Source organism: Novosphingobium lindaniclasticum LE124 (assembly GCF_000445125.1).
Lineage (GTDB): Bacteria > Pseudomonadota > Alphaproteobacteria > Sphingomonadales > Sphingomonadaceae > Novosphingobium > Novosphingobium lindaniclasticum.
Map to the genome: position 1 here is coordinate 78,604 of NZ_ATHL01000001.1, position 26,279 is coordinate 104,882.

24 protein-coding genes are annotated in these 26,279 nt (G+C 64.6%); 18 read left to right on the top strand and 6 right to left on the bottom strand.

Features of this window, described 5'->3' with window-relative positions; all coding sequences use genetic code 11:
• Positions 1 to 331 precede the first annotated feature (331 nt).
• Together L284_RS25470 and L284_RS25475 are read right to left on the bottom strand one after the other, a co-directional pair.
• Complete coding sequence (locus L284_RS25470; protein ID WP_021232076.1) at positions 332 to 1,660, bottom strand: sensor domain-containing diguanylate cyclase; 1,329 nt, start codon at positions 1,658 to 1,660, stop codon at positions 332 to 334.
• On the bottom strand, positions 1,657 to 2,454 hold the full coding sequence (locus tag L284_RS25475; RefSeq protein ID WP_021232077.1) for an alpha/beta fold hydrolase: 798 nt from the start codon (positions 2,452 to 2,454) through the stop codon (positions 1,657 to 1,659). Before L284_RS25475 ends, L284_RS25470 begins: the two co-directional genes overlap by 4 nt.
• Positions 2,455 to 2,865: 411 nt before the next feature.
• Between L284_RS25475 and L284_RS25480 the strand changes: the two genes are divergently transcribed.
• From L284_RS25480 to L284_RS48350, 7 genes are all read left to right on the top strand, one after another.
• Positions 2,866 to 6,063 carry an efflux RND transporter permease subunit gene (locus tag L284_RS25480; RefSeq protein ID WP_031341280.1) on the top strand — a complete coding sequence of 1,066 codons (3,198 nt, stop codon included), beginning with the start codon at positions 2,866 to 2,868 and terminating at the stop codon, positions 6,061 to 6,063.
• A complete protein-coding gene (locus L284_RS25485; RefSeq protein ID WP_021232079.1) occupies positions 6,056 to 7,264 on the top strand; it encodes an efflux RND transporter periplasmic adaptor subunit in 1,209 nt (402 codons plus the stop codon). The genes L284_RS25480 and L284_RS25485 overlap by 8 nt, the downstream gene beginning before the upstream one ends.
• Positions 7,254 to 8,657: an efflux transporter outer membrane subunit gene (locus L284_RS25490; protein WP_031341281.1), complete on the top strand. Its 1,404-nt coding sequence runs from the start codon at positions 7,254 to 7,256 to the stop codon at positions 8,655 to 8,657. Before L284_RS25485 ends, L284_RS25490 begins: the two co-directional genes overlap by 11 nt.
• 220 nt (positions 8,658 to 8,877) lie before the next feature.
• Complete coding sequence (locus L284_RS25495) at positions 8,878 to 9,570, top strand: FadR/GntR family transcriptional regulator (RefSeq protein WP_031341282.1); 693 nt, start codon at positions 8,878 to 8,880, stop codon at positions 9,568 to 9,570.
• An 86-nt stretch (positions 9,571 to 9,656) separates the two neighbouring features.
• The gene (locus tag L284_RS25500) at positions 9,657 to 12,017 is read left to right on the top strand and encodes a beta-L-arabinofuranosidase domain-containing protein (protein ID WP_021232082.1); all 2,361 of its coding nucleotides are present in this window, start codon (positions 9,657 to 9,659) and stop codon (positions 12,015 to 12,017) included.
• A gap of 22 nt (positions 12,018 to 12,039) precedes the next feature.
• The gene (locus L284_RS48600; protein ID WP_160172081.1) at positions 12,040 to 14,850 is read left to right on the top strand and encodes a DUF885 family protein; all 2,811 of its coding nucleotides are present in this window, start codon (positions 12,040 to 12,042) and stop codon (positions 14,848 to 14,850) included.
• 458 nt (positions 14,851 to 15,308) lie between these two features.
• Positions 15,309 to 15,461, top strand: a complete 153-nt coding sequence (locus L284_RS48350) for a hypothetical protein (protein ID WP_021232084.1) — start codon at positions 15,309 to 15,311, stop codon at positions 15,459 to 15,461.
• Positions 15,462 to 15,534: 73 nt separating this feature from the next.
• On the opposite strand, the gene L284_RS25505 is transcribed toward L284_RS48350, so the two are convergent.
• The 3 genes from L284_RS25505 to L284_RS25515 all read right to left on the bottom strand — a co-directional run bounded on the left by L284_RS25505 (position 15,535) and on the right by L284_RS25515 (position 17,221).
• A complete protein-coding gene (locus tag L284_RS25505) occupies positions 15,535 to 15,801 on the bottom strand; it encodes a DUF2171 domain-containing protein (protein WP_021232085.1) in 267 nt (88 codons plus the stop codon).
• 129 nt (positions 15,802 to 15,930) lie between these two features.
• Positions 15,931 to 16,788, bottom strand: coding sequence for an oxygenase MpaB family protein (locus L284_RS25510; protein ID WP_021232086.1), 858 nt, complete (start codon positions 16,786 to 16,788; stop codon positions 15,931 to 15,933).
• 67 nt (positions 16,789 to 16,855) lie between these two features.
• A complete protein-coding gene (locus L284_RS25515) occupies positions 16,856 to 17,221 on the bottom strand; it encodes a copper resistance protein CopC (RefSeq protein WP_021232087.1) in 366 nt (121 codons plus the stop codon).
• Between the two features lie 165 nt (positions 17,222 to 17,386).
• Here L284_RS25515 and L284_RS47805 point away from each other — a divergent pair, with 165 nt between their 5' ends.
• From L284_RS47805 to xth, 6 genes are read left to right on the top strand one after another with little or no spacing between them, the layout of a single operon-like run.
• On the top strand, positions 17,387 to 17,662 hold the full coding sequence (locus L284_RS47805; protein WP_021232088.1) for a hypothetical protein: 276 nt from the start codon (positions 17,387 to 17,389) through the stop codon (positions 17,660 to 17,662).
• A 2-nt stretch (positions 17,663 to 17,664) separates the two neighbouring features.
• On the top strand, positions 17,665 to 18,105 hold the full coding sequence (locus tag L284_RS25525; RefSeq protein ID WP_021232089.1) for a Spy/CpxP family protein refolding chaperone: 441 nt from the start codon (positions 17,665 to 17,667) through the stop codon (positions 18,103 to 18,105).
• 6 nt (positions 18,106 to 18,111) lie between these two features.
• Entirely contained in the window at positions 18,112 to 18,681 is a 570-nt protein-coding gene (locus L284_RS25530; protein WP_152524579.1) for an RNA polymerase sigma factor, read from the top strand.
• A gap of 54 nt (positions 18,682 to 18,735) precedes the next feature.
• Positions 18,736 to 20,514, top strand: a complete 1,779-nt coding sequence (locus tag L284_RS25535; protein ID WP_040712049.1) for a copper resistance system multicopper oxidase — start codon at positions 18,736 to 18,738, stop codon at positions 20,512 to 20,514.
• A gap of 8 nt (positions 20,515 to 20,522) precedes the next feature.
• On the top strand, positions 20,523 to 21,428 hold the full coding sequence (locus L284_RS25540) for a copper resistance protein B (protein WP_081673842.1): 906 nt from the start codon (positions 20,523 to 20,525) through the stop codon (positions 21,426 to 21,428).
• A 38-nt stretch (positions 21,429 to 21,466) separates the two neighbouring features.
• Positions 21,467 to 22,273 (top strand): exodeoxyribonuclease III, encoded by an 807-nt coding sequence (xth, locus tag L284_RS25545; RefSeq protein WP_021232093.1) that lies wholly within the window; start codon positions 21,467 to 21,469, stop codon positions 22,271 to 22,273.
• Between the two features lie 212 nt (positions 22,274 to 22,485).
• Here the strand turns inward: xth and L284_RS25550 are convergent, their stop codons facing one another.
• Positions 22,486 to 23,895, bottom strand: a complete 1,410-nt coding sequence (locus L284_RS25550; protein ID WP_031341288.1) for an aminotransferase-like domain-containing protein — start codon at positions 23,893 to 23,895, stop codon at positions 22,486 to 22,488.
• Positions 23,896 to 23,948: 53 nt separating this feature from the next.
• Here L284_RS25550 and L284_RS25555 point away from each other — a divergent pair, with 53 nt between their 5' ends.
• From L284_RS25555 to L284_RS0123525, 5 genes are all read left to right on the top strand, one after another.
• Positions 23,949 to 24,377, top strand: a complete 429-nt coding sequence (locus tag L284_RS25555) for a DUF983 domain-containing protein (RefSeq protein ID WP_031341289.1) — start codon at positions 23,949 to 23,951, stop codon at positions 24,375 to 24,377.
• Positions 24,367 to 24,696: a hypothetical protein gene (locus L284_RS25560; protein ID WP_031341290.1), complete on the top strand. Its 330-nt coding sequence runs from the start codon at positions 24,367 to 24,369 to the stop codon at positions 24,694 to 24,696. Before L284_RS25555 ends, L284_RS25560 begins: the two co-directional genes overlap by 11 nt.
• The gene (locus L284_RS25565) at positions 24,662 to 25,168 is read left to right on the top strand and encodes a c-type cytochrome (protein WP_407635825.1); all 507 of its coding nucleotides are present in this window, start codon (positions 24,662 to 24,664) and stop codon (positions 25,166 to 25,168) included. Before L284_RS25560 ends, L284_RS25565 begins: the two co-directional genes overlap by 35 nt.
• A 76-nt stretch (positions 25,169 to 25,244) precedes the next feature.
• Positions 25,245 to 25,763: a lipocalin family protein gene (locus tag L284_RS25570; protein ID WP_021232098.1), complete on the top strand. Its 519-nt coding sequence runs from the start codon at positions 25,245 to 25,247 to the stop codon at positions 25,761 to 25,763.
• Positions 25,764 to 25,981: 218 nt separating this feature from the next.
• On the top strand, positions 25,982 to 26,279 hold a 298-nt coding region (locus L284_RS0123525; RefSeq protein WP_200861618.1), incomplete at its 3' end, for a hypothetical protein.

A 26,279-nucleotide genomic window follows, 5' to 3' on the forward strand; every position in this document is an offset into this window, starting at 1 on the left:
TTCCGTTGCTTGCCCTTCCATTATGCCGCATTACGAAATCGCCGCAATAGAGCGGCCGACTGCCGGTACCGGATGTGGGTCATGATCGAGCGCTTTGGCGGGTGGTGAATAATGCCGGATCTCGCAGCCTTTCACCACCGCGACGCAATATAAGAAATGCCGATCGAAGATATGATATATGGAGTTCGCCGGACAATCATGTTGCCGGTGGTAACATCGCTCGGCCCCGGGATGTCGGCGACTTCCTGAACGAGAGCCGGTCCTTCGGCTCAGTCGATATCGAAATTGCCGCGCGTCCGCGGCCCCGGCCATCGACGCTCGGATTCGGCGCTTACCCCGCCAGCCTTTGACGGGTGTAGGACACCACGCGGTTACGGCCGGATTGCTTTGCGGCATAGAGCGCGTCGTCGGCCTGCTCGATCAGCGTGGCGAGGAAGCTGGCCGGCGGAGCGTCTCGCCCGGTGCCCGAGGCTATGCCCACGCTGACGGTCAGTGGAATGGACAGCGTGCCACTCCTGAATGCGGAGCCGGCGATGCTCCTGCGCAGGCGTTCGGCAATGGCGGTGAGTTCCGCCTCCTGTGGTGCCGCGAGTACGGCGACGAACTCTTCGCCGCCAAATCTGGCGAACAGATCTCCTTCTCGCAGCGCGGTACGGCAACGCGCCGCCACTTTCCGAAGAACCTCGTCGCCGACCGAATGCCCGTGAGTATCGTTGATCTGCTTGAAGTGATCGACATCGACCATGAGAACCGAGAACGCGCGATCTCGCGCGCCGGGCGTCTTCATGATCCGGGCGAATTCGCTCTCCAGGCTTCTGCGGTTGGCAGCTCCGGTCAAAGGATCGGTCTCGGCCATCTTCCTGAGGTTCGCGGCCATGCGCAGTTCCGCGGTAACGTCGCTGAACAGCCAGATGCGTCCGCGCTCGCCGTCGCCGTGCACGGGGTGGGTATCGACTTCATAGGTCCGTTCGCCAAGCATCCAGTGGGTCGTGACGGAGTAGTGCACATTCGCCATATGCCCTTCGTAAAGAGCGTCCAGCTCCTTGCGATTGTCGCAGCGCTCCCTCAGCATGCGCATGGGTTCCGCAACGTCGCTGGCTTCATGGCGCCCTGGTTCGGTGCTCAGCAACCGCGCCGCACGCTCGTTGACCATGGCGCCATGGCCGTCGCCATCGAAGACGACGATGCCGGCAGGAACGCTCTCGAGGAGGTCGTTGAACTGATCGCGGATGGCGGCTTGGCGGACTGCCTCCCGACGCCGGCCAAGGGCCGAGGCGACGCTACCGGCAAGCAGCGGCACGTGGCGGACAAGAGGCGGTGGTGCGTCAGGCGCAGTCCAGAGGAGCAGCAGGCCGCTGTATGGGGCATGGTCGAGGCCGGCAGGCACGAACAGGACGAAGGTGGGCAAGGCAGGAAGGGCATTGATCACGGCGCTGGGCAGCCGCAATTCCGACGCGGAAACCGGCGCGGATGCCCAAGCATGCTCGAAAATCCGGCTGTTGCGGAGATTGAACGAGGACAGCGGCAGCGTTGGCGATACCGCGACTGCCGAAGCGCGGTAACCGGCGTCGACTTCCAGCGCGACGACAAGTTCGGCCTCGCAAGAGACACGGGCGAATCCACACAGTTCGTATAGCGCCTCGCTGATGCTTGCGGTCATGGCACGTCGCCTTGGAGGTGTTTGTCCAGGATCCGCATGACCGCGTCAGGCGCGGTGAGGTGCGGCAGGTGTCCGGACGCATCGATGATATCGAGCGTTGCATCCTTCATCTCGCGGGCGAGCCATGCTCCGACCTCGCGTGGTACGGCCACGTCGTTCGCGGTCTGGATGAGAGTGACCGGCACCGGAACCCGGCGCGCGGCATTGCGTACATCGGACGTGAAGATGGTGCGAGAGGTATGCAGTGCGATGTCCGGGCGCATCTGAAAGAGACCGCGCGAAAACTCGGAGACGGCATGCGCGTCGTCCACGCCGACGACAAGAGGCGCAAATCCGGCCGCCCAGGCTTGATAATTGGCTGCCATGCTGTCGAAGAGTGCATCGAGATCTGTCGCATCGAAGCCGCCGACATATCCCGGTTCGTTGAGGTAGCGGGGAGAAGCGCCGATCATCACGATGCGAGAGAACAAGTCGGGTCGCCCCACCGACGCAATCGCGCCGATCATCGCGCTCATGGAGTGGCCCACATACAGGCAGTCGTCAATGCCGGTCTGGTCCAGCAGGTCGATCAGGCCATCCGCATACCCGTACAGGCTATCGTACCGTTCGAAGTCGTACGTCTTGTCGCCGCCGCGGCCGCAACCGGGGAGATCGAAGGAGTAGACGTCGTATCGCTCGTCGAACCAGGGCCGCAACGCAGACCAGGCATCCTGGTCGGTGCCAAACCCGTGCGACAAGACCGCTTTGCACTTCCCGCCGCCGCTGCGGCGACCGTGCAATTCATCGAAATTCACTGTTCAATCAACCTCAAAGCGATGACGTACTTTCACCTATGTAGATAATCTGTGCGAAAGAACACGCAACACAATGGGCGTGGCGAAGGGATGCGCCGGGTTGCACCTTCTCACTGGCAAGCCGAAGGACAGGCTGAGCAGCTTGTACGTTCCGGGGAGACGCAGCGGGGCGCGGGCAATATTCAGCAACAATCATGAAGCTCGTTCATGAGAGTATTCGGTTCAGCGCATTTTTCTATCCATCCAAGGATGGTTAGGGGCTGAACTATTCCAGCAGGATTTCCCGTTCGTTTCCGTCGCCCCTGCGACGGAGGGTAGCAGCGGCGGAAAAGCCGATCAGACCAAGAGCCGGAGAGGAATTCGCCTGTCCAGCACGCATGCCTGCGTGCCGGGTGGCCTATGGAGTTCTCGATGTTAGGTATCGTCAAGACCGCGCTGCACCGACCACTGACGTTCATCGTCATGGCCATCATCATCGCCATCGGCGGGTTGCTGGCGGCGTTCCGCACGCCGGTCGATATCTTTCCCGAGATCAAGGTCCCGGTCATCGCCGTGGCCTGGACCTACACCGGCCTTGCGCCGCAGGACATGACCGACCGCATCGTCACGCCTTACGAGCGCGTGCTGACCACCACGGTCAATGATATCGAACACATCGAAAGCCAGTCGCTCCAGGGCACCGGCATCGTCAAGATCTACTTCCAGCCGGGCGCCGACATCCGCACCGCCACCGCGCAGGTGACCTCGGTGTCGCAGACGGTGCTGCGCCAGATGCCGCCGGGCATCACCCCGCCGCTGATCCTGAACTACAGCGCCTCCACCGTGCCGATCCTCCAGCTCGCGTTGTCGGGAGACGGCATGACCGAGCAGCAGCTGTTCGACATCGGCCAGAACCAGATCCGCACCGGGCTCGTCACCATTCCAGGGCTTGCCATGCCGTTCCCGTCGGGCGGCCGCCAGCGCCAGGTCCAGATCGACCTCGATCCGCAGGCGCTCCAGTCCAAGGGCCTCTCGGCCGTGGACGTGGGCAACGCCATCGCCTCGCAGAACCAGATCAATCCCGCCGGCTTCGTGAAGATCGGCGCCACCCAGTATTCGGTGCGCCTGAACAATACGCCGGATTCGATCGCGGCCCTGAACGACCTGCCGGTGAAGGTGGTCAACGGCGCCACCATATACATGCGCGACGTGGCCTATGTCCGGGACGGCAGCGCCCAGCAGCAGAACGTGGTCCACGTCGAGGGCCGCCGCTCGGCCCTCCTGACCGTGCTCAAGAACGGCGCGACGTCGACGCTTTCCATCGTCGAGGGTGTCAAATCTACTCTGCCGAAGATCGCCGAGACCCTGCCGGCCAGCCTCAAGATCCTGCCGGTGGGCGACCAGTCGCTCTTCGTGAAGGCCGCGGTCAACGGCGTGATCCACGAAGGCGCGATCGCCGCCGCGCTCACCTCGCTGATGATCCTGCTGTTCCTGGGGTCCTGGCGCTCCACCGTCATCATCGCGCTGTCGATCCCGCTGGCAGTGCTGGCGGCGATCGCCATGCTCGCGATCTTCGGGCAGACCCTCAACGTGATGACTCTGGGCGGTCTGGCACTTGCCGTCGGCATTCTCGTCGACGACGCGACGGTGACGATCGAGAACATCAACTGGCACCTCGAGCAGGGCAAGGGCGTCATGGCGGCGATCCTCGACGGCGCTGCCCAGATCGTGACGCCGGCCTTCGTCTCGCTGCTCTGCATCTGCATCGTCTTCGTGCCGATGTTCTTCCTGCCGGGCGTGGCGGGCTATCTGTTCGTGCCGATGGCGCTTTCTGTGGTCTTCGCGATGATCGCCTCCTTCGTCCTGTCGCGTACCCTGGTGCCGACGCTGGCGATGTACCTGCTCAAGCCGCACGCCGCCCAGGGCGAGAACCCCCACAACGCCGGAGGCCCGGAATCGCGCAATCCCTTCGTACGTTTCCAGCGCGGCTTCGAAGCGCGCTTCGAGAAGCTGCGCGACGGCTACCTGGGAATCCTTCACCGCGCTCTGCAAGGCCAGAAGGCATTCATGCTGGGCTTCCTGGCGATCGTCGTGATCTCGTTCGGGCTGATGCCCTTCCTGGGCAGCAACTTCTTCCCGACCGTCGATTCCGGGCAGATCGCGATGCATGTCCGCGTCCCGGTCGGCACCCGTATCGACGAGACGGCGCTACGCTTCGAGCGGATCGGCGCGGAAGTGCGCAAGATCGTTCCGGCGGCCGAGGTTGCCTCGATCACCGACAACATCGGTCTGCCGGTCAGCTCCATCAATACCGTCTACAACAACAGCGGCACCATCGGTCCGCAGGACGGCGACATGCTGATCACCCTGAACAAGGGGCATGCACCGACCGACGGCTATGTCGAGACCTTGCGGCGCGAACTGCCGCGCCGGTTCCCCGGCACGCAGTTCTCGTTCCTCCCGGCGGACATCACCAGCCAGATCCTGAACTTCGGCGCGCCCTCGCCGATCGACGTCCAGATCGCCGGCAAGGACCTTGCCGCCTCGCGCGTCTATGCCCAGAAGCTGATGGCGAAGATGGCGCGTATCCCCGGTCTCGCCGACATGCGCCTGCAACAGCCGGCCAATTCGCCGCAGCTCGACGTTGACGTCGATCGCGCCCGCGCGGGTCAGTATGGCCTCACCGAACGCGATGTGACGACCAGCCTCGGCAACTCGCTGGCAGGGACTTCGCAGACGGCCCCGGTGTTCTTTGTGAACCCCGACAACGGCGTGCAATACGCGGTGGTCGCGCAGGCGCCCGAATATGCCGTGGATTCGATAACCAAGCTGTCCAACCTGCCGGTTTCCGGGGCCGCTGCCGGAACGCGCCCGCAGCCGCTGGGCGCGCTGGCGACCGTGAGCCGCTCGACCACGGCCCCGGTCGTGTCGCACTACAACATCGCCCCCGTCATCGACATCTACGGCACCCCGCAAGGCCGCGATCTCGGCGCCGTGGCTGGTGACGTGCAAAAGGCGATCGACGAACTCAAGGCCGAGGCGCCGAAGGGTTCGACGATCACCATTCGCGGTCAGTACCAGACGATGAACACCGCCTTCTCCGGCCTCGGCTGGGGCCTGCTGGCGGCGGTCGTGCTGATCTACCTGCTGATCGTGGTCAACTTCCAGTCCTGGCTCGATCCCTTCGTGATCATCACCGCGCTTCCGGCGGCACTCGCGGGCATCGTCTGGATGCTCTTCGCGACGGGAACGACACTCTCCGTCCCAGCGCTGACGGGTGCGATCATGTGCATGGGCGTCGCCACCGCCAACTCGATCCTCGTCGTCAGCTTCGCGCGCGAGAAGCTCGCCGAACTGGGCGATCCGGTAAAGGCAGCCATGGCGGCGGGCCTCGTCCGCTTCCGCCCGGTGCTGATGACGGCGCTGGCGATGATCATCGGCATGGGGCCTATGGCGCTCGGCCTGGGCGAGGGCGGCGAGCAGAACGCCCCGCTTGGCCGGGCCGTGGTCGGCGGCCTGATCTGCGCCACGATCGCAACCCTTCTTTTCGTTCCCACCGTCTTCGCCTTCGTCCACGGCCGCCGCCGCGACAAGGCCGTTCCCATGGAAGTGCAGGCCGCCCATGCTTGATTCGACCTCTGACACCGCCTTGAAGCCGACCGGACCCGAGACGCGCACGCTCAGGCGTGTCGGTATCGGCGCCGCCGTTATCGCTCTCGCCGTCGTCGGCGCCGGGATCGCCAGCCGACTCAGCGCCACGCGCGATCTGGAAGTCGCCGCGGCGGAGAGCGCCATTCCGACCGTGGCGGTCGTAAGCCCGACCGGCGCCGCGGACGCTGGCGGCCTGGCGCTGCCGGGCACGGCGCAGGCCTTCAACAGTGCAGCGATCTACGCCCGCACCAACGGCTATGTTCGCAGCTGGCAGGCCGACATCGGCGACCGGGTGGCCGCCGGGCAGACGCTTGCCGTGCTCGACGCGCCGGAGGTGGACCAGCAACTCGCGCAGGCCAAGGCGGACTACCAGACGGCGCTCGCCAACCAGCGCCTGGCGGCCACGACGGCGAAGCGGTGGAGCGCCATGCTCAAGCAGGATGCCGTCTCGCAGCAGGAAGTGGACGAGAAGGCAGGCGATCTCGCCGCGAAGACCGCCCTGGCCAACGCCGCCCTTGCCAGCGTTCGCGAGCTTCAGGCGACGCGCGGCTTCACGCGGCTTTCCGCGCCGTTTGCCGGTGTGGTGACCAGCCGGTCCGCGCAGATCGGCGCGCTGGTGGTAGCGGGCAATGCCGCCGCGCAGCCGCTCTTCACCGTTTCCGACGTGCACCGCATGCGCGTCTATGTACGCGTGCCGCAGATCTATTCGGCGCAAGTCAAGCAGGGTGTCAGTGTGAGCCTGACCCTGCCGGAATTTCCCGGCCGCACTTTCCCCGGCACCGTCACGCGCAGCGCCGGCGCGGTCGATGCCCAGTCCGGTGCGGTCCTCGTCGAGGTCCAGGCAGACAACGGCGAAGGCGCGCTGAAGCCGGGCGCTTTCGTGGAAGCCCACTTCGACGTGGCAGGCGGGGTGCAGGGGCTGACGCTGCCGGGCAGCACGATCCTCTATACGGAACAAGGCCCGAGCGTGGCCGTGGTCGGCGCCGGTGACCGCGTCACCGTCCGCCCGGTGACCATCGCGCGCGATCTCGGCAAGACGGTGATCGTCTCCGTCGGCGTCAAGCCGGGCGACCGGGTGGTGGACAGCCCGCCGGACTCGATGCGCAGCGGCGACCATGTGAAGATCCAGAAGCCGGTTGCCCCCAATGGATCTGCGAAGGGTGCCGCTCATGGTGGCTAGGTTCCGCGCCGCCGCTGCGCTGCTGCTTGCCGGATGTTCGATCGCCGGGTGCTCGATGGCGCCCGACTATCACGCTCCCCAGACCTCCGCGCCGCCCGCCTTTCGCGAAGTCGAGGGCTGGGCGCAGGCCGCGCCGCGCGATGCCGAGGCGCGCGGCGACTGGTGGACGATGTTCGCAGACCCGACGCTCGACGACCTGGAAAGACGCGCCGAAAGCGCCAGTCCGACGCTGACTGCGGCGCTCGCGCGCTACGACCAGGCGCGCGCTGCGGCCGGTGTCGCCGCTTCCGATCTCTATCCGACCGTCGGCGTCAGCGGAGAAGCCTCCCGTAGCCGGGTTTCGGCCGGACGCCCGCTTTCGACCGGCACGGCGCGGACTTACGACAACTATGTCGCCGGAGGCAGCCTGTCCTATGAGATCGACCTCTGGGGCAGAGTGCGCAACTCGGTGAAAGCGGCCAATGCCGAAGCGACCGCCTCCAGCGGCGATCTCGCTTCCGCGCGCCTCAGCCTGCAGGCCTCGGTGGCGGATGCCTACTTGCGCCTGCGCGGTCTCGACGTGCAGGCCGATCTGCTGAACCGTTCGGTGGCGGCGTTCGAACGGGCGCTCAAGCTGACCGACACACGGCACTCGGGCGGCATTGCGTCCGGCATCGACGTAAACCGCGCGCGCACGGTGCTGGGCAATGCCAGGGCGCAAGTCTCCGCCGTCGCCAATGAACGCGCGGCAACCGAGCACGAGATCGCGGCCTTGATCGGCGTCCTGCCGTCCGAGTTCTCGCTGCCCGTGCGCGCCCAGCCGCTCGACGTGCCGGATGTCGCCGTGGGCGTCCCTTCGGAGCTGCTCCAGCGCCGCCCCGACATCGCCGCGGCCGAGCGCCGGGTCTTTGCCGCCAATGCCCGCATCGGCGTCGCGAAGGCGGCGTGGTTCCCGTCCGTGGGGCTGGGCGGCTCGGGAGGGTGGCAGGCCACGCACGGCGATCTGCTGAAGACGCCCAACACTTTCTGGTCGCTCGGCCCGGTATCCGCGCTGTTGACGCTGTTCGACGGCGGTGCCCGCAAGTCGCAGGTGAAGCTATCGCGCGCGGAGTACGAGGAAGTGGCGGCGAACTATCGCTCCACCGTCCTGTCCGCCTTCCAGGACGTGGAAGATGCGATCGCCGCCATGCGCCACCTGGAAGCGCAGGCACAGGCGCAAGGCGATGCCGCGCAGGCCGCGCAGCGCACCAGCGAGATCGCGCTCTCGCGCTATCGGGACGGTGCCGCCGACTACCTCGAAGTGGTGACGGCCCAGACCGACGCGCTCGAAGCGCAGCGTTCGTGGATCGGCGTGCAGACCTCGCGCATGCGGGCCAACGTCGCTTACGTCCGCGCCATGGGCGGCACGAGCTAGTTCGGCACGCTCAGGCGATTGCGGAACCAGGTTCGGCGATCCGGGAGATGACGTCGGCCCGTTTTCGATCAAAACAATATACGATATATAATCCGTTCATTTTTGGACTAGGCAGATCGACGCCGATCTTTCAGACCCGAAGCAAATGACAAGGGCGAGCATGATGGCGAATAATGGTTTGGGCACTGAGTCGGTAGAAGCCCGCGAGGCGCTTCCGCTGATGAGCGGGCGTCTGCACCATGCGGTGGCGCAGAGGCTGGCTACGCATGTCGTCAATGGCGATTATCCTACGGGGCACATCTTTCCGGCTGAAGTGGAGCATGCCGAGTTGCTGGGCGTATCCCGCTCGGTTCTGCGCGAGGCGTTTCGGATGCTGACGGCCAAGGGTCTGGTGAGCAGCCGCCCGAAAGCGGGAACGCGCGTGAACGAGCGGCGCAAGTGGAACCTGCTCGACCCCGATGTCCTATCCTGGCAGATCCAGTGCGGCGCCAGTGACGAATTCCTGCGCGACTTGTTCGAACTGCGCATGGTGGTGGAGCCGCAAGCTGCGGAAATGGCGGCGCTTCGCCGCGACGATCGGCAGTTGCTCGACATGGGCAACGCACTGGAGGCGATGGAGCGCTACACGCTGACCGATGCCAAGGGGCGGGCGGCCGATATCCGGTTCCACGAACTGCTCATGGAAGCGACGCGCAACGAGATGTTGCAGGCTCTTTCCAATTCGATTTCCACGGCAATCGCGTCTACCACCACCATCAAGCACGCCAAGAAGGACAGTCCGCGCGATCCCATGCCCGAGCACTTCGCCCTTTACGCGCAGATTGCGGAGCAGAACCCGGCCAAGGCGCGGAAAGCGATGATCACGCTGATCGAATTGGCCCACGCCGATACGCAAGTCGCCTTGCGCCGTTAAGCGGACCGAATTCGGCAAAGAAAGGATTGACTCCAAGACCCCCCGGCTTATCACTACCGTATACGATATTCGATAGGGGTTTTAAAATGCAGGCCAATCGGCGCGAATGGATGGCTGGCGTGGCGGCGCTGGCTATTTGCTCTGTCCCTCTCAAGGGCTTTGCGGCCGTTGTCGCTCCCAAGCTGCCGATCAAGGCGAAGCCGCTGCCGCTGACCGACGTGCGTCTGGCGCCGTCCGACTATGCGACGGCCGTGAACGTCAACGTCGACTACCTGATGTGGCTCAGCCCCGATCGCTTCCTGCACAACTTCCGCAAATATGCCGGGCTCGAACCCAAGGCCCCGATCTACGGCGGCTGGGAATCGGACACCATCGCCGGCCATACCCTTGGCCACTACATGACTGCGCTGGTGCTCGCGTGGCAGCAGACCGGCAACCCGGAATGCCGCCGCCGTGCGGACTACATCGTCGATGAACTGGCCGAATGCCAGGCGCAGCGGACCGATGGCTACATCGGCGCTCTCGGCCGCAAGACCAAGGACGGCAAGGTCGTCGACGGGCAGGAAATCTTCCCCGAAGTCATGCGCGGCGAGATCAAGTCGGGCGGGTTCGACCTCAACGGTTCGTGGTCGCCGCTCTACACCGTGCACAAGTATTTCCAGGGTCTGCTCGACATCAATGCCGCCTGGGGCAATCCCAAGGCACTGCAAGTCGTCATCGGCCTCGGCGGGTACTTCGAGAAGGTCTTCGCCGCGCTTGACGACAAGCAGATGCAGGAACTGCTGGGCTGCGAATATGGCGGCCTCAACGAGAGCTATGCCGAACTCTATGCCCAGACCGGCGACCTGCGCTGGCTGAAGGTGGCCGAGCGCATCTACGACAAGAAGGTGCTCGATCCGATCGTGGCGCAGGAGGACAAGCTCGCCAACTTCCACGCCAATACCCAGGTGCCCAAGCTGATCGGCCTCGGCCGCATCCACGAGCTGACGGGCAAGGACGAGCCCGGCCGCGCCGCCCGCTTCTTCTGGGAACGCGTGACCAAGCACCACAGCTACGTGATCGGCGGCAATGCCGACCGCGAATACTTCTTCGAGCCGGACACCGTGGCGCTGCACCTCACGGAGTCCACTTGTGAGCACTGCAACACCTACAACATGCTCAAGCTGACGCGTCAGCTCTATTCGTGGCAGCCGGACGGCGCGCTGTTCGACTATTACGAGCGTGCGCACCTCAACCACGTCATGTCGGCGCAGAACCCGGAAACGGGCGGCTTCACCTACATGACGCCGATGATGAGCGGCACCGCGCGCGGCTATTCCGGTCCCGGCGAGGAAGCCTTCTGGTGCTGCGTCGGCTCGGGCATGGAGAGCCATGCCAAGCACGGCGATTCCATTTATTGGGAAGGCGACGACACTCTCTTCGTTAACCTTTATATCCCCTCGACCGGGCAGTGGAAGGCCAAGGGTGCGGCCTTCACCATCGCCACCGAATACCCCTTCAAGTCGGACGTGAAGATCACGCTCGATGCCGTCAAGCAGGGCAAGTTCGCCGTGGCGCTGCGCATTCCGGGCTGGTCCAACGGCAAGGCTACCGTCGCCGTCAATGGCGCTCCCGTGCCCTCTACTCCGGTTGGCGGCTATGCCGTGATCGACCGCCGCTGGAAGAAAGGCGATGTGATCACACTCAACCTGCCGCTGGAACTGCGCCTGGAAACGGCGCAGGGCTCGCAGGACGTGGTTGCGGTCGTGCGCGGCCCGATGGTCATGGCGGCGGATATGGGCCCGGCCGAGATGGAGTTCACCGGCGTCGAGCCGGCCATGGTCGGCGACAATCCGCTGGCCGCCTTCGCGCCGATGGTTTCGGATCGCCCGCGCTTCCAGACCACCGGCATCATTCGCCCCGGCGACCGCATGTTCGTGCCGTTCTACAGCCAGTACGATCGCCGCAGCGCGGTCTATTTCAAGCGCTTCACCGAAAGCGGCTGGAAGACCGAGGAAGCCGCGTTCCTGGCCGAGCAGGCCCGCCAGAAGGATCTGGCCGCCCGCTCGATCGATGTGATGCACCTGGGCGAAATGCAGCCCGAGCGCGATCACGAGCTTACCTCGGAAATCTCGTACCCGGTCTCCTATCGTGGCCGCAACGGACGCGATGCCCGCTCGGGCGGCTTCTTCGAGTTCAAGATGAAGGTAAAGCCCGGCCCGCTGCTGCTTCAGGCGAGCTATTGGGGCAGCGAGCGTTCGCGCGTGTTCGACATCCTGGTCGACAACGTGAAGATCGCCACCCAGAAGCTCGACAACGACACGCCGGGCAAGTTCTTCGACGTGGACTATCCGCTGCCCGAGGCGCTGACCAAGGGCAAGAGCAGCGTGAAGGTGCGCTTCGTGCCGCATGACCGCAGCTCGGCCGGTCCGGTGTTCGGCGTGCGCCTGTTTACGGCCAAGAAGTGAGCCTGTCCCAGTGAACCGGGCCTTGCGTGAAGACGTTGCCCTGACGATCGCGGAGGCGGACGAACTCGCCCGCACCGTGCTCGAGGCTTGGGGCCTTGCGCCCGATCATGCCGCCGCCGTCGCCCACACCATGGTGTCGGGCGAGCGGGACGGCTGCACCTCGCATGGGCTCTACCGCCTCCTCGTCGCGGCCAATTCGGTCGAGCGCGGGGTGGTCGTGCCCGATGCCGTGCCGGAAGTGAGCGAACCGGCGCAGGCGCTGGTGCGCGTGGACGGCAAGGGCGGCTTTGCCCAGCTTCCCTTCGAGCGCGGCATGCCGCTGCTGGTCGAGAAGGCGCGCAAGTTCGGCATCGCCGCAATGGCGCTGAACAACGTGGTTCACTTCGCCGCGCTCTGGCCCGAGGTCGAGGCGCTGGCGGAGCAGGGTCTCGTCGCCTTCGCCTTCACGCCCAGCCATTCGTGGGTGGCGCCGGCGGGCGGGACCAAACCGGTGTTCGGCACCAACCCTATCGCCTTCGGCTGGCCGCGTCCAAATCGCGCGCCTTTCGTGTTCGACTTCGCCACCAGCGCGGTCGCGCGGGGCGAGATCGAACTGCACCGCCGCGCGGGCAAGGAAATCCCGCTCGATTGGGGCTACGATGCCGAGGGCAATCCGTCGAGCGATGCCAAGGCCGTGCTCGACGGCGCCATGCGCACGTTCGGCGGACACAAGGGGTCGGCACTCGCGGCGATGGTCGAACTGATCGCGGGGCCGCTGATCGGTGACATGACCAGCGCGGAATCGATGGCGGCGGACAAGGATCGCGGCGGCTCGCCGATCGGCGGCGAGTTCATCATCGCCATCGATCCGGCCGGCTTCCTTGGCGCGGGTGTCGAGGAACACTTGCGCCGGGCCGAAGCGATGTTCGACATGATCGAAGGGCAGGGCGCTCGCCTGCCGGGATCGCGCCGCCTGATCGCGCGGGCGCGCTCCGACAAGGAGGGGCTGCGGATTCCCGCCAAGCTCCACCAGGACATTCTCGAGGTTCTCGAAAGGGGAAATGACGTGAAGAATTCGGTTGGCCGGGCCATGATGATGGCCGGCGCCGCGCTGGCCGCCACGCCCGCGGTCGCGGCCAATGCTGCACCCGCCGCGCAGGTCTCGCAGAAGCAGACTGCCGACCAGGCCTTCGAGGCGATCTACACCGCCGAATATGAATGGCGCCAGAAGCAGTTCGGCCCTTGCGAGGATACCCCGAAAGACACGAAGATCGTCCTGCCCGACCTCGGCCCCAAGGCGCAGGCAGACCGTCTCGCTTGCTGGACCAAGGTGGAAGGCCAGCTTGCCGCCATCGACCAGAAGCAGCTCTCGCCCGCCAATCGCGTGAATTTCGCGGTTTACAAAGGCCAGATCGACGCGCTGCTCGCCTCGCAGCGTTTCCGCGACTACGAAAAGCCCTTCAACGCCGACACCAGCTTCTGGGGCGATCTGGCCGACTGGGCGCGCAATCCGCTGAAGGACAAGGCCGCCGCCGACAACTACCTCGAAATGCTGCGCGAAATCCCGCGCTACTACGACCAGCAGATCGAGAACATGCGCGCGGGCCTGAAGCGCGGCTTCACCGGCCCGCAGATCACGCTCACCGGGCGCGACAAGGGCATCGAACTGGTGACCCAGGCCAAGTCGGTAGAGGCTTCGCCGTTCTACGAGCCGTTCCGCAAGCTCCCCACGACGATTCCCGCCGCCGAGCAGGAAAAGCTGCGCGCCGAGGCGCGGAAGCTGATTTCGGACGGCGTCGTGCCTGCGCACGTCAAACTGCTGTCGTTCATGCGTAACGAATACGAGAAGGGCGCGCGCAAGACGCTGGCGGCCTATGACCTGCCGGACGGCAAGGCTTACTATCAGTCCAAGATCGCCGAGTTCGTCACGCTTGACCGGACGCCGGAACAGATCCACCAGACCGGCCTCAGCGAAATGGCGCGCATCCGTTCGCAGATGAACGAAGTGATGAGCCAGGTCGAGTTCAAGGGCGACCTCAAGGCCTTCCTGCACTTCCTGCGCACCGATCCGCAGTTCTATCCCAAGACCCCGAACGAGCTGCTCTATCGCGCCGCCTGGATCGCTAAGCAGTTCGACGGCAAGGCGGACCAGTTCTTCGGCCACATGCCGCGCAGCCGCTTCGCCATCAAGCCGGTGCCGGACGACATCGCACCGTTCTATACCGGCGGTCGCGGCGGTCCGGGGATCTACCTCGTCAACACCTACGACCTGCCGAGCCGCCCGTTCTACTCGCAAGTCGCGCTGACGCTTCATGAATCCGCGCCGGGCCATGCGATGCAGATGCCGCTGGCGATGGAAAACAAGGACCTGCCCGCCTTTCGTCGAGACACCTATCTCTCCGCTTATGGCGAGGGCTGGGCGCTCTATTGCGAGGCATTGGGCGAGGACATGGGCATGTATGAAACGCCCTACGACCGCTTCGGCATGCTCAGCTATCAGGCCTGGCGCGCCTCGCGTCTGGTCGTCGATACCGGCATCCACGCCATGGGCTGGAGCCGCGAACAGGCGCAGCAATACTTCCGCGACAATACGGCGCTGTCAGACCACGAGATCGAAACCGAGGTGGATCGCTACATCTCATGGCCCGGACAGGCGCTGTCCTACTACATGGGCCAGCTCGCCTTCGTGGATGCCCGCAAGAAAGCGGAGGCCGCGCTTGGCCCCAAGTTCAACATCCGCGCCTTCCACGATGCGGTTCTTGAACTCGGCGGCGTGCCGCTGCCGCTGATCGACCAGCGCGTCGATCAGCTGATCAAGGACGGCGGCAAGGGACCTTATCCCGACACGGAATGATGCCCTGCATTTGTAGATGAAGGAAAAGCCCGGGACTTTTCGATAGTGACCAGCAGATCCTGCGCCCCATCATTCTCACTCGGGAGTGGTGGGGCGCATCTTGTTGAAGCTCGGACGTTTATCGACGTTCCACGACGCCAATGGCAACATCCGAGCCGTTGCGTTTGAATCTATCAGCAGGTCTGAGTCTCACGCTGCAGTTTCTTTACGCACATGCAGCATTGCCTGGTGCGCAACCCCAAGCTTTTAATCAGGCGATTTGCCTTGGAATGAGCAGTTCAACCTGATTTGATCCCTTTGATCTCCCATGTATCCGAAGTTAAGGCGCGTCTTCTCGGAAGCAGTTGCGGATTTTGCAACCTTAGGCGAGGTGCTTGCATTTGCGGCAAGCGCACATTGAAGTCACATAGCGGCAATGTTGCAATGCAGCACGATGCTGCGCCTTAAGGTGGTCTTCCATGTTTTCGCTGATGTCTCTTTATTTCGCCTACCGCCGTGACGTGGTCGTGGCCGAGCGCCACATGCCCGCACTTGCCCAGGCACCGGCCGAGCGCGCCGTGACGGCCGAGACCGAAACCGCTTCTGCGCGCGAACTGCCGCTGGCAGCCTGATCAATTCGGTCCTGAAGAGTTGCCCGCGCCGGACGGACCGGCAGCGAGCAAATCCTTGAGGCCGATCTTCCGGTCAGCCGCGATCGTCGGAAATCGCTTCTCCGCCCTGTTCCTCTTCGAACAGGATGGCGACGTCGCCGGCGGCCGAAAGGCGCACTTGGCCGTCCGAGACGGCGGCGACCAGGCCGCCCGGAATGTAGTGGTGATGGCTCTCGTGAGAGCCGCTGTCGGCTTTGGTCAGCTTGATCCGGTCGCCTTCGATCTTGTCGACGGTGCCGATGTGAACGCCGTCCGCGCCGATGACTTCCATGTGTTCGGTGATGTTGCTCAGATCTGCCATGTAAACCTCCTGGGGGGACATGGTAGAAACGCCGGCCAAGAGCGATCTATCCGCCGGCTGCCTGCTATTCACCTCGCGCGCAGGACCGTTCCTCGCACCGTTTGACTCTTTCCGAGCCGGAAGCCCCGATCAACGTGTGCCGGCGAAAGCCCAGCGCACCGCGCCCGCCATGGCGCGAGTGCCGACCAATGCTGGGAGCACGATCCGCCCCGGTCGGCGCAGTCCCAGCATGGTCCGCGCGAAAGGCGGCAGCAAATCGAGGGCGGCCTTGCCCAGCGTGCGGGCTACCCGGTTCGGCTGTTGCTCCGGGGCGCCTTCGAGCACGAAAGACGCGACTTCGCGTGCTGCGGCGCTCCCGCGCAACTCGCCGCGCATCTGCTCCATAAGGTCTGCCGCTTCGGCGCGACTACGGGGGATCGGCGCTGCGCCCAGCATTTCCGCGACAACGGCTGCCTGCTCGAAATAACGATCCTGCGCTTCGGCAGGCATGGCAGGATTGCCGTAGGCCAGATAGGCGTCGAGGAAACTGGTCGCTTCGGCCATATGGACCCAAGCGAGCACAGAGGGCTCGGTGGCAGAATAGGGCCTGCCGTCGGGAAGGGTGCCGGTGACGCGCCGGTGAATGGCGTTCACTGCTGCAATGGTGCGCGCCGCCTCATCCCGGTGGCCGTAAGTGGTGACCGCGATGAAGCGCGCGGTGCGGCGAAGGCGGCCCGCGACGTCCTCGCGAAAGTCCGAATGATCGAGCACGCCCTGGAGCGCGGCTGGATGAAGCATCTGCAACAGCAGGGCGCGCATGCCGCCGACCATCATCGCCACGACATCGGCGTGGACCATGCGGATCGGGCTGTCCGGCTCGAACAGGGCATGTGGGGAAGGAACGACCGGCGCTTCACCCTTGCTGCTGTCGTTGAAGATCGCGCGGACCTGCCGCACCAGCAGGTGCTTCACGGTGTCGGCAGGTCCGGGGATCTTCAGCGCGGCCATGGCACAAGTGTGCCCCATTTATGCGCGGGAGAACAGAGGGCGATGCGTGACGGCTTCGGCTTTGCGCTCAGCGTACCTTGAAAGTGTAGTTCCCCTTGGCGCCTTCGCGATCGCTGCCCGCAGCATGCCAGGTCAGAACGTATGTACCGGTCGGCAGCGGCCGAGGGAGGGCGGCCTTGATCGCGCGCCCTTCGACGCTGGTTGGAAAACCGGTAATTGGCATCGGCTTGTGGTGCGCCATTCCAGGCATTGCGGTCATTACGAGGTCTATGCCGGACAACGCCGGCTCTATGTCTTCCGAAAACGTCAGCGTCAGCGCGGTAGGCTTCGTGACTTCGGCATTTGCGGCGGGCGTCGCTTCGACAAGTGACGGGGCGGCCTGTGCCACGGCGGGCAGGGCGGCAAGGGCAAGCACGAGTGCAGTGATACGCATGAAAGCTCCGATCGATGGCCGGAGGAAGCTGCTTGCTCCGGCTTGCTGTTATCCATACGCAGGAACTGGTGTCATCCCTCGCACCGCTCTGTTTTTACCGCGATGAGGGATCGAACCCGTGCGTGCGTATGTGGGGCATCGAAGATTGCAAGTGGAACCGGGCCGATGAACGAACTGGACAAGATGATCGCGCTGCTTCGCGAAGAGCCCCTGCCCGGGGCGTTGCGCGGGATCGATCATCCGGTCATGGCAGGCCTTGTCGCGGGGCGTGAACGCCTGTCGGCCCGGAGAGGGGTCGCACTCGCCTGCGGGGTGGCCGCGGTGGTCGGGCTGTGGGGCGGTTTGTCGATGCCGGTGCCGGTGGAACGGCACAGGCACGCCCATGTCGAGCCGCTGCTCGGCATGCCCGCGGCGGCGCCCTCGCACCTGCTGGCTTCCTGATCGTGCGACAGGCCTATCGCTATGGTCTGGTGGCGCTGGTGGCTTTCCTGGTAGCGCTGGGCGCCTTGTGGATCGGCCAGAAGCTGCGCGCCGACGCGCCGGACGAAAGCCGCATCTATGCCCTCTTGCATGGCGAACTCGATCTCGACGATGCGCAGAGAACGCGGATTGACGCGCTGGAGCGCGGTTTCCAGGCGGATCGCCAGAGGCTTGAAGGCGAACTGCGCGCCGCCAATGCCGAACTGGCAGACGCCATCGCGCGGGAGCATGCCTATGGTCCGGCGGTGGAAAAAGCCGTCGACCGCTCTCACGTCGCCATGGGGGAGTTGCAGAAAGCCACGCTCCAGCACGTCTTCGCGATGCGCGCCGTCCTGCGACCCGAACAGACCGCGCGCTTCGACAAGGCCGTCGCCCAGGCACTGACCGCCGCGCCGCAGGAGTAATCCGGCATGTCCGGGGCGATGACGCAGGCGGCTTCGTCCGAGGCCGAAGCGGTGGCGGCGGCGCTCGCCGGAAGGCAGCCCGGCTACTCGGCGCTCATGGGCCTGCACCGCGAAGCCGTGTTCCGTCTAGCGCGCGGCCACCTCGGCAGCGAGGCCGACGCGCTGGACGTGACGCAGGAGACCTTCGTTGCCGCCTTCCTGGCGCTGCGCCGCTACGATCCGGCGCGGCCGTTTCGGGCCTGGCTCCTGCGTATCGCGCTCAACAAGTGTCATGACTGGGCGCGCCGCCGGGCGGTGAGGCGGTTTTTCGCCTTTGCGGTGCCCATCGAGGAGGCGGCCGGCATCGCCGATGAGGGCCTGGACCCGGAACAGGCGCTTGCCTCTCGTGGTGAAGTGGCGCGCATCCATGCTGCCATTGCCGCGCTGCCGGATGCGCTGAAAGAACCGCTGCTGCTGTGCGGCGTCGAGGGGCTTTCCCAGGAAGAGGCCGCCGCTGTCCTCGGCATCACGCGCAAGGCGGTGGAAACCCGGATATATCGGGCGAGGCAGAAATTGTCTCATCTTGTCGAGGGATAGTGCGTCCCGCTGCGTAACCGGATCATGTCGTTCAACGAAAATCACGCACGCTCAATGCTGGGGCGCAGGCGCTTTCTCGCACTTGGAGGCGCCGTGGCCGGGAGCCTCGGCTTGTTGCCCGCCTGGGCAAGAAGCGGGACGCCGGGGGCTGGCCGTGCCCGTGCGGGATCGGACGTGCTGTCGGGCGAAACCATCGCGCTGGAAATTGGCGCCACCCACTTCGCGACCGGCGGCAGAGCATCTCATGCGGTGACCGTCAACGGCACCTTGCCTGCACCCCTGCTGCGCCTGCGCGAAGGGCAGACGGTGCGGATTGCCGTAACCAATCGCCTCAGGGAGCAGAGCTCGATCCATTGGCACGGGCTGCTGGTTCCTTTCCATATGGACGGCGTACCCGGCATAAGCTTTCCCGGCATCGATCCGGGCGAGACGTTCGTCTACGAGTTCCCGCTCACCCATTCGGGCACGTTCTGGTATCACTCGCATTCGAACATGCAGGAAGCCGTCGGGCTTTACGGGCCGATCGTCATCGACCCGCTCGAACCTGACCCGCTGGGCGCTGACCGCGAGCATGTCCTGGTTCTGTCGGACTGGAGCCCGATCCACCCGCACGAGCAGATGCGCCGGCTCAAGATGCAGGGCGGCTATTTCAATCGTCAGAAACAGACCTTGCAGGGGTTGCTGGCAGGCAGGGACCAGTCTCTCAGCGATCGTCTGGCCTGGGCGAAGATGCGCATGGATGCCACCGACATTTCGGACGTGACGGGATCGACGTACAGCTATCTCGTCAACGGCCATGGCCATGCCGAGAACTGGACCGGCCTTTTCGCACCGGGCGAGAAAGTCAGGCTGCGGGTCATCAACGCTTCGTCGATGACCAACTTCAACTTCCGCATCCCCGGCCTGCCGCTGACGGTGGTCGCGGCCGACGGCAATCCGGTGCAGCCGGTGGAGACCGACGAAGTTCAGATCGCCATCGCCGAGACCTACGACTTCGTCGTCGCGCCGGGCGAGGCCCAAACCTATGGGATCGTGGCCGAGGCGATCGATCGCTCCGGCCTGGTCCGCGCCACCCTCGCGCGGCGAGCGGGGCTGGTGGCGGAGACACCCAAACTCCGCCGTCGTCCGCTGCTTACCATGCGCGACATGGGTATGGACATGTCGGGCACGGAAGGCGGCGCGGATGGCGTCATCGACCTCAGCAAGCCGGCAGGAGGCACGGAGGCGCACTCGATGAAGGGCCACTCCATGTCCATGCGCGATCCATCCGTCGCGCCGGGGGTGAGAATGGGGCCGGGCGTCGCCACGCTCTCGCCGATGCCGGTGGACCGGTTGGCCGATCGTCCGACCGGGCTGGAAGACGCCGAGCACCGCGTGCTCACTTACGCGGACTTGCGCGCCAGTGATCCCAATCCGGATCCGCGTGTGCCAAGCCGCCGGATCGAGGTGCATCTGACCGCCAACATGGAGCGGTACATGTGGTCGATGGACGGCAAGGCCATGTCGGAAAATCCTTCCCCTATTCCGTTCCGGCTAGGCGAGCGCGTGCGGATCGTTCTGATCAACGACACGATGATGCCGCACCCGATCCACCTGCATGGCCATTTCTTCGAACTGGTCAGCGGTGAGGCGGGGCATCGGGCGCGCAAGCACACCGTCAACGTCCTGCCGGGCGGCAAGGTCTCCCTCGATCTCACGGCGGACGGCGAGGGAGACTGGGCGTTTCACTGTCACATGCTGCTCCACATGCATGCCGGAATGATGCGCGTGGTCACGGTCCGCCGTGAGCAGGAGCAGCCGAAGGTCGAAGCAGGCGGCGGAGAAGTACTTTGAGCCGTCTGATGCCGCTGATCGTAGCGCTTGCTCTGGGGGCAACTTCCGCTGGCGTCGCTCCACAAGATCGCGATCATGAGAGCCACGCAGCATCGGCGCCGGGGGACATGGACCATTCCGCCCATGCGGGGCATGTCATGCAGAGCCATGCGAAACAGGATGCGCCGTCTGCAGAACCCGGCGATGCCCAGCCCCCGGAGATACCGGCCGATCACCCCGCAGACCGCTACTTCCCGCCGGAACGCATGGCTGCGGCGCGCGCGGCGATGATCCAGGAAATGCGCTTTCGCACTTTCGCGCTTCAGGTCGACCGCCTGGAATATCGCACGGGATCAGCGGGCGACGGCTTCGGATGGGAAGGCCAGGCCTGGTACGGCGGCGACGTAAATCGTCTGGTCGTGGCCAGCGAAGGCGAAGGCACCTTTGGAGAAAGAGCGGAACGCATCGAACTGGCCACGTACTGGCGTCATGCGCTGGACCCGTGGTTCAACCTGCAGCTGGGGATGCGGCACGATTTCCGCCCCGACCCGCAGCGCAGCTACGCCCTGATCGGTATCGAAGGTCTTGCTCCTTACTGGTTCGAACTGGAAGGTCAGTTGCTGGTCTCCGACAAGGGCGATGCCCATGCCCGCGCCAGGGCGAGCTATCAGCAGCGCATAACCCAATCGCTGGTGCTGGAGCCTGAACTGGAGGCGGACTTTGCCTTGCAGGACGTTCCGGAACTGAATATCGGCGCCGGGTTCGAGCGGTTTGAACTGGGTGCCCGTCTTCGCTACGAACGAAACCGCTCGCTAGCGCCCTATCTCGGGGTTCATTGGGAGCGCAAGCTGGGACAAACGGCTCGGCTGGCTCGAAGGGCCGGAGAGAGCGCTTCCGGCGTCTCTGCGGTTCTGGGCTTTCGTGCGATGTTCTGACGGCGGAACTTCCGGGGTGCTTCAAGGCTTGCCCACGTGTGAAGATCGCGACCTACAACGTGAACGGCGTCAACGGAAGTCTGCCGGTCCTGCTGCGTTGGCTGCAAGAGGCCGAACCGGATGTCGTCTGCCTGCAGGAATTGAAGGCGCCGCAGCACCGATTTCCGGCAAGTGCCATTCGCGATGCGGGGTATGATGCGATCTGGCAGGGCGAGAGCCGTTGGAACGGTGTCGCTATTCTGAGCCGCATCGGCGAAATTCATGAGACCCGGCGCGGCCTTCCCGGCGATCCCCATGACACCCAGAGCCGCTATATCGAGGCGGCCGTGGGCGGCGTTCTCGTGGCGTGCCTTTATTTGCCGAACGGCAACCCGCGACCGGGACCGAAGTTCGATTTCAAGCTGCGCTGGTTCGACCGGTTGCACGAACACCTCGGCACTCTGGTCGGGCTCGAGGCTCCGGTGGTAGTGGCAGGCGATTTCAACGTCATGCCGCAGGATATCGACGTTTACGCGCCCGAACGTTGGCAGGACGATGCGCTGTTCGCGCCGGAGGTGCGGGCCGCATACGCGCGGCAATTGAAGCAGGGCTGGATCGACGCGCTGCGCTACCTGCACCCCGGCGAGACAATCTATACTTTCTGGAAGTACTGGCGAGGCGCTTTCGAGCGGAACGCGGGCCTGCGCATCGATCATCTGTTGCTGAACGGCCATGCCCGAGACCGGCTGCGTACCGGTGGAGTCGATATCGTCCCTCGTGCCTGGGAGAAGACCAGCGATCACGCGCCGGCCTGGATCGAGCTTGGCGTTGAAAAACGATCCCGCGCCAAAGGAACGCGCCGATGAGCAGAACGAGGCGGACTGCCTGCGAGCATGTGCAGCAAAAAAGAAAGCCGGCCCATGGGACCGGCTCGAAAAGTTTGGGAGAGGATGCCTGAAAGGCCCGTTCCTTGTGCCTCATGTTGCGGTGCAGCGCAATGCAAATAATTGCATGTGCAGTTGCAGCATCGCTCAGGCGATGGGCGCTTGCACAGGATCGGCAACCCCGCCGCCGATGATCAAACCATCGGACTCGCTCGTCCGCCGCGGTGGTGGAGCATGGCGTCCAGCAGTTCCAGCCCTCGCCGAAGGCGCGTGTGGTCGATGCTGCCGCCGATGGAAAGCCGGATGGCCTGTCCGGCGGCCGCGGCGTCGACGCGGAACTGGTCGCTGGATACGACCGAGAGCTCGAGTGTCCGCATTGCATGTGCCAGCTCGACCGTGCGAGTCTCCTTGCCGACCGGAATCCACAAATGGTAACCGGCCCGCGCGGTGCGGTAGGTGCCGGCAGGCAGGATGTCGGAAACGATCGCCTGCCGAACCGCGCATTCCGCGCGCACTTCGTCGACGAGGGTGGACAACGTGCCGTCGGCGAGCCAGCGCGTGCAGATCGCCACGTTGAGCGGCGGGGGCATGATGGTGGTTTCAAACGTATCGGTGGCAAGCCTGAGCGCGTCGCGCAGCAAGGGCGCGCGCAGATAGGCTATCCGCAGGGCCGGCGAAACGAGCTTCGAAAGGCTGGCGACATGCCAGGTCCGTTCCGGGGCCAGCGCCGCCAACAAGGGGATCCGGGCGGAAGCGAGCCGCGAATAGGGATCGTCCTCGATAATCAGCAGATCGTGCTGGCGAGCGATTTCGACGATCCTCTCACGTCTCGCAGGATCGAGAGTGGCGGTCGTCGGGTTGTCGTTCTCGGGCACGAGATAGAGCGCGCGAATACGATCGGCTTGGCAGGCGCGCTCCAGGGCTTCGGGGTCGATGCCGTGCTCATCGCAGGCGAGCGGCACGATACGAAGGCCTAGCCTTCGGCATATCGCGCTCCAGCCGGGATAGACGAAGGTAGCGGTGCAGACCGCCTCGCCCGATCGAAGGATGGAACTCGCCACGGCGTGGAGCGCGGTTTGGGCTCCGCTGGTGACGATCACGTTGTCTTCGCTGGCCTCGATTCCCGATGCCGACAGCCACAGCGCGCCGGCGGCGCGATCCTGCGGTGCTCCGCCTGCCGGTTGATACTGGAGGCGGTTCGCCGCCGCCGGCCCGGCCAGGATCTCCTGTAACGTCTGGGCGAAGCGGCGGGAGAATGAACCGTCAGCCGGGATCGGCGGCAGGTTCATGCCAATGTCGAACGGGGGAATCTTGCCGGAAGTGCCCTCGACGGGCCTGGAGCGTACGAAGCTGCCGCGTCTGCCGTCGGCCTCTATCAAGCCCTGTCGCCGCGCCTCGGCATAGGCACGCGTCACCGTGCCGGCGTCCACCCCGAGCGCTTCTGCCAGTTCGCGCTGTGGAGGCAGGCGATCTCCCGCTGTCAATCGCCCTTGCTCGAGATCGCTGGCGATCTCTGCGCAAATGGCGAGGTAAACCGGTCCTTTACGGCGCGCAATGTCAGGGAGCCAAGTTTGCCTGCTTATTTGCATTGACTTTGTATGCATGCAAAACCCATATGATGCAAGATCGACTTCAGGCAAGCATCCGTGATCAGACCATGACCAACGAAGAGACATCGAAGACCGGCAAAGGCCGCTGGATACTCCACTGCGGCCTCAAGGGCCTCTGTCCACGCTGCGGGAAAGGTCCGATGTTCCGGAAATGGCTCAAGCTTCAGGACGCATGTCCCAGCTGCGGCCTCGACTATAGCTTTGCGGCGCCCGACGATGGTCCGGCCTTCTTCTCGCTCTGCATCGTCGCGTTCCCTCTGACGTTCTTCGCCGTCTGGCTGCAAGTGGCTTTCGAGCCGCCGTTCTGGGTCCATCTGCTCACGTCGTTCCCGCTTCTCGGGATCGGATGCATCGTGCCGCTACAATATATCAAGGGTTGGCTAGTGGCGTCGCAATATGTGAACAAGGCGCAGGAGGCAGGTACCGAGAAGCTTTGGGCCGAGCTCAACGCGAGGGACGATAAGCATGACGACTGACGCCGCCGCAGTCCCAAGTCGATCGCTCGACATGGCCCGGACTTTCGTGGCGGATTACCTGGAAGCCGCCGGCCGGGAGGATCTCTCTACTCTGGTAAGGCGAGGCGCAGGCGACGATTTCGCTGAAGTTGTAATAGCAGGTAATCTGCTGTCGACCCATATGCAGGTGCTGCATCGCTACGAAGAGGCGCTTGCCCAATATGCCGATCCCGGTTTCTGGGACGAAGCCACGCCGGGCGGCGCATTGGCCTTGCATGACAATGGCCAGATGGCCCGAAATGTGCTTGCTGGCCGCCCGGCTTTCTTCCATCGAGACTGACGCGATGAAACGTCCGTTAGGAAAAAGCCTGCTTGCGGTGATGAGCGCTGCGGTCCTGCTCTCCGGCTGCGGCGACGATCGCCGCGAGGAGCGGCTCGCTGCAGCAGGGCCGAAACCATCGCTGGAGTCGCTCTTGAAAGTCGCCGACGCCAAGTCGGGAGGGCGGAAGTTCCGCCAGTGCGCAGCCTGCCACAGCGTCCTGGAAGGCGCGATGGATCGGGGAGGGCCCAATCTCTTCGGCGTCTTCGGCCGAAAGTTTGGCACCAACAGCACGCGTTATGGATATACAGCGGCGCTTACGGGCGCCGGCGGCACCTGGGACGAGCGAACGCTCGACTCATGGATCGCCGCGCCTTCCGCGATGATTCCCGGCACGAGCATGCAGTTTTCCGGCTTTCCCGATCCGCTTGATCGGGCCGACCTCATTGCTTATCTCAAGACCCAGGTGCCCTCGCCGAACGGCCTGCGGTAGGGCCCCGGATGAAGAGGCGTTCCGCCTGCCGGAACAAGTGAATGCGGCCTCCGTTTGATGAAAAACGGAGTTGTCGATGACCGATCATCACCATGAAATCTCTACCGTTCCCGCGCTCGACCTCGATCGCTACCTGGGCACCTGGTTCGAGATCTGCCGCCTGCCGCTCAAGTGGGAGGATGCCGAAGCGCGGGATGTTACCGCAACCTATTCGCGCGAAAGCGACGGTTCGGTGCGGGTCGAGAACCGCTGTCTCGACAAGGATGGCCAGCCGGACCGCGCGATCGGCCAGGCACTTCCCACCGACGGCAGCAATGCGCGGCTGAAAGTGAGCTTCCTGCCGCAGTTCCTGCGCTGGATCCCCTTCACCAAGGGCGACTACTGGGTCATGCGCGTGTCATCCGATTACACAGTGGCGCTGGTGGGTACGCCCGATCGGGAGAACCTCTGGCTCCTGGCCCGCACCGCAGACCTCGCGCCCGAGGTGAAGGCGGATTTTCTGGGAACAGCGGAGCGGGAAGGCTTCGACCTTTCTGCGCTGATCACGCCCTTGCAGAGCGGCTACCCGGTTCCCGAAGCCTCGTTCAGCGACTGAGGCCGGGTTGTCCGTCACTCCGGCTCTTTCCTTAGCTTGCGGGCCACGTATGGTGAAACCGGACACTCCCACTCCTTGGACGGGGCGGCACGGCCTGAGCGACACCCAAAGCGCCGGTTTTCATCACACAGTTCGGCGCCAAACCTGACGGTGTCTCGATCGCCACGCGCCCGGTCCAGGCGGTGATAGCCAGCCTGCCGCGGCGAAGGGGCGGGACCGTGCTGATCCCCGATAGCGGGTTCGTCAGCGGCGCGCTGTTTATCAAGGCCGGCGTTCACCTTCATCTCGCGCAAGGGGCCGTGCTGCATTGCAGCACGCAGATGGAGAACTTTACGCCGCGCCGTACGCGGATCGAAGGGACATCAATGGCTGTGGAACCCTGGAGCCAGTACACCGATCTCAAGGGGATGATGCCGCCGAAGTCTTCCAGGATTGGCGGCCGGTTCGGCCTGCTGGGAACGATGCTGCGGATTCCGATGATCCCGGTCGCCTGTTCCAATCTGATCCCGGCCATCA

What these genes read in the sequence shown, in the direction of transcription:
- L284_RS25495 (WP_031341282.1), top strand. Translation starts at nt 8,878, where the DNA reads ATGAGCGGGCGTCTGCACCATGCGGTGGCGCAGAGGCTGGCTACGCAT.
- L284_RS25555 (WP_031341289.1), top strand. Translation starts at nt 23,949, where the DNA reads ATGACCAACGAAGAGACATCGAAGACCGGCAAAGGCCGCTGGATACTC.
- L284_RS25540 (WP_081673842.1), top strand. Translation starts at nt 20,523, where the DNA reads ATGCCGCTGATCGTAGCGCTTGCTCTGGGGGCAACTTCCGCTGGCGTC.
- L284_RS25530 (WP_152524579.1), top strand. Translation starts at nt 18,112, where the DNA reads ATGTCCGGGGCGATGACGCAGGCGGCTTCGTCCGAGGCCGAAGCGGTG.
- L284_RS25485 (WP_021232079.1), top strand. Translation starts at nt 6,056, where the DNA reads ATGCTTGATTCGACCTCTGACACCGCCTTGAAGCCGACCGGACCCGAG.
- L284_RS25550 (WP_031341288.1), bottom strand. Translation starts at nt 23,895, where the DNA reads ATGCATACAAAGTCAATGCAAATAAGCAGGCAAACTTGGCTCCCTGAC.
- L284_RS47805 (WP_021232088.1), top strand. Translation starts at nt 17,387, where the DNA reads ATGAACGAACTGGACAAGATGATCGCGCTGCTTCGCGAAGAGCCCCTG.
- L284_RS25505 (WP_021232085.1), bottom strand. Translation starts at nt 15,801, where the DNA reads ATGGCAGATCTGAGCAACATCACCGAACACATGGAAGTCATCGGCGCG.
- L284_RS25480 (WP_031341280.1), top strand. Translation starts at nt 2,866, where the DNA reads ATGTTAGGTATCGTCAAGACCGCGCTGCACCGACCACTGACGTTCATC.
- L284_RS48350 (WP_021232084.1), top strand. Translation starts at nt 15,309, where the DNA reads ATGTTTTCGCTGATGTCTCTTTATTTCGCCTACCGCCGTGACGTGGTC.
- L284_RS25535 (WP_040712049.1), top strand. Translation starts at nt 18,736, where the DNA reads ATGCTGGGGCGCAGGCGCTTTCTCGCACTTGGAGGCGCCGTGGCCGGG.
- L284_RS25515 (WP_021232087.1), bottom strand. Translation starts at nt 17,221, where the DNA reads ATGCGTATCACTGCACTCGTGCTTGCCCTTGCCGCCCTGCCCGCCGTG.
- L284_RS25570 (WP_021232098.1), top strand. Translation starts at nt 25,245, where the DNA reads ATGACCGATCATCACCATGAAATCTCTACCGTTCCCGCGCTCGACCTC.
- L284_RS25510 (WP_021232086.1), bottom strand. Translation starts at nt 16,788, where the DNA reads ATGGCCGCGCTGAAGATCCCCGGACCTGCCGACACCGTGAAGCACCTG.
- L284_RS25560 (WP_031341290.1), top strand. Translation starts at nt 24,367, where the DNA reads ATGACGACTGACGCCGCCGCAGTCCCAAGTCGATCGCTCGACATGGCC.
- L284_RS25490 (WP_031341281.1), top strand. Translation starts at nt 7,254, where the DNA reads ATGGTGGCTAGGTTCCGCGCCGCCGCTGCGCTGCTGCTTGCCGGATGT.
- L284_RS25470 (WP_021232076.1), bottom strand. Translation starts at nt 1,660, where the DNA reads ATGACCGCAAGCATCAGCGAGGCGCTATACGAACTGTGTGGATTCGCC.
- L284_RS25500 (WP_021232082.1), top strand. Translation starts at nt 9,657, where the DNA reads ATGCAGGCCAATCGGCGCGAATGGATGGCTGGCGTGGCGGCGCTGGCT.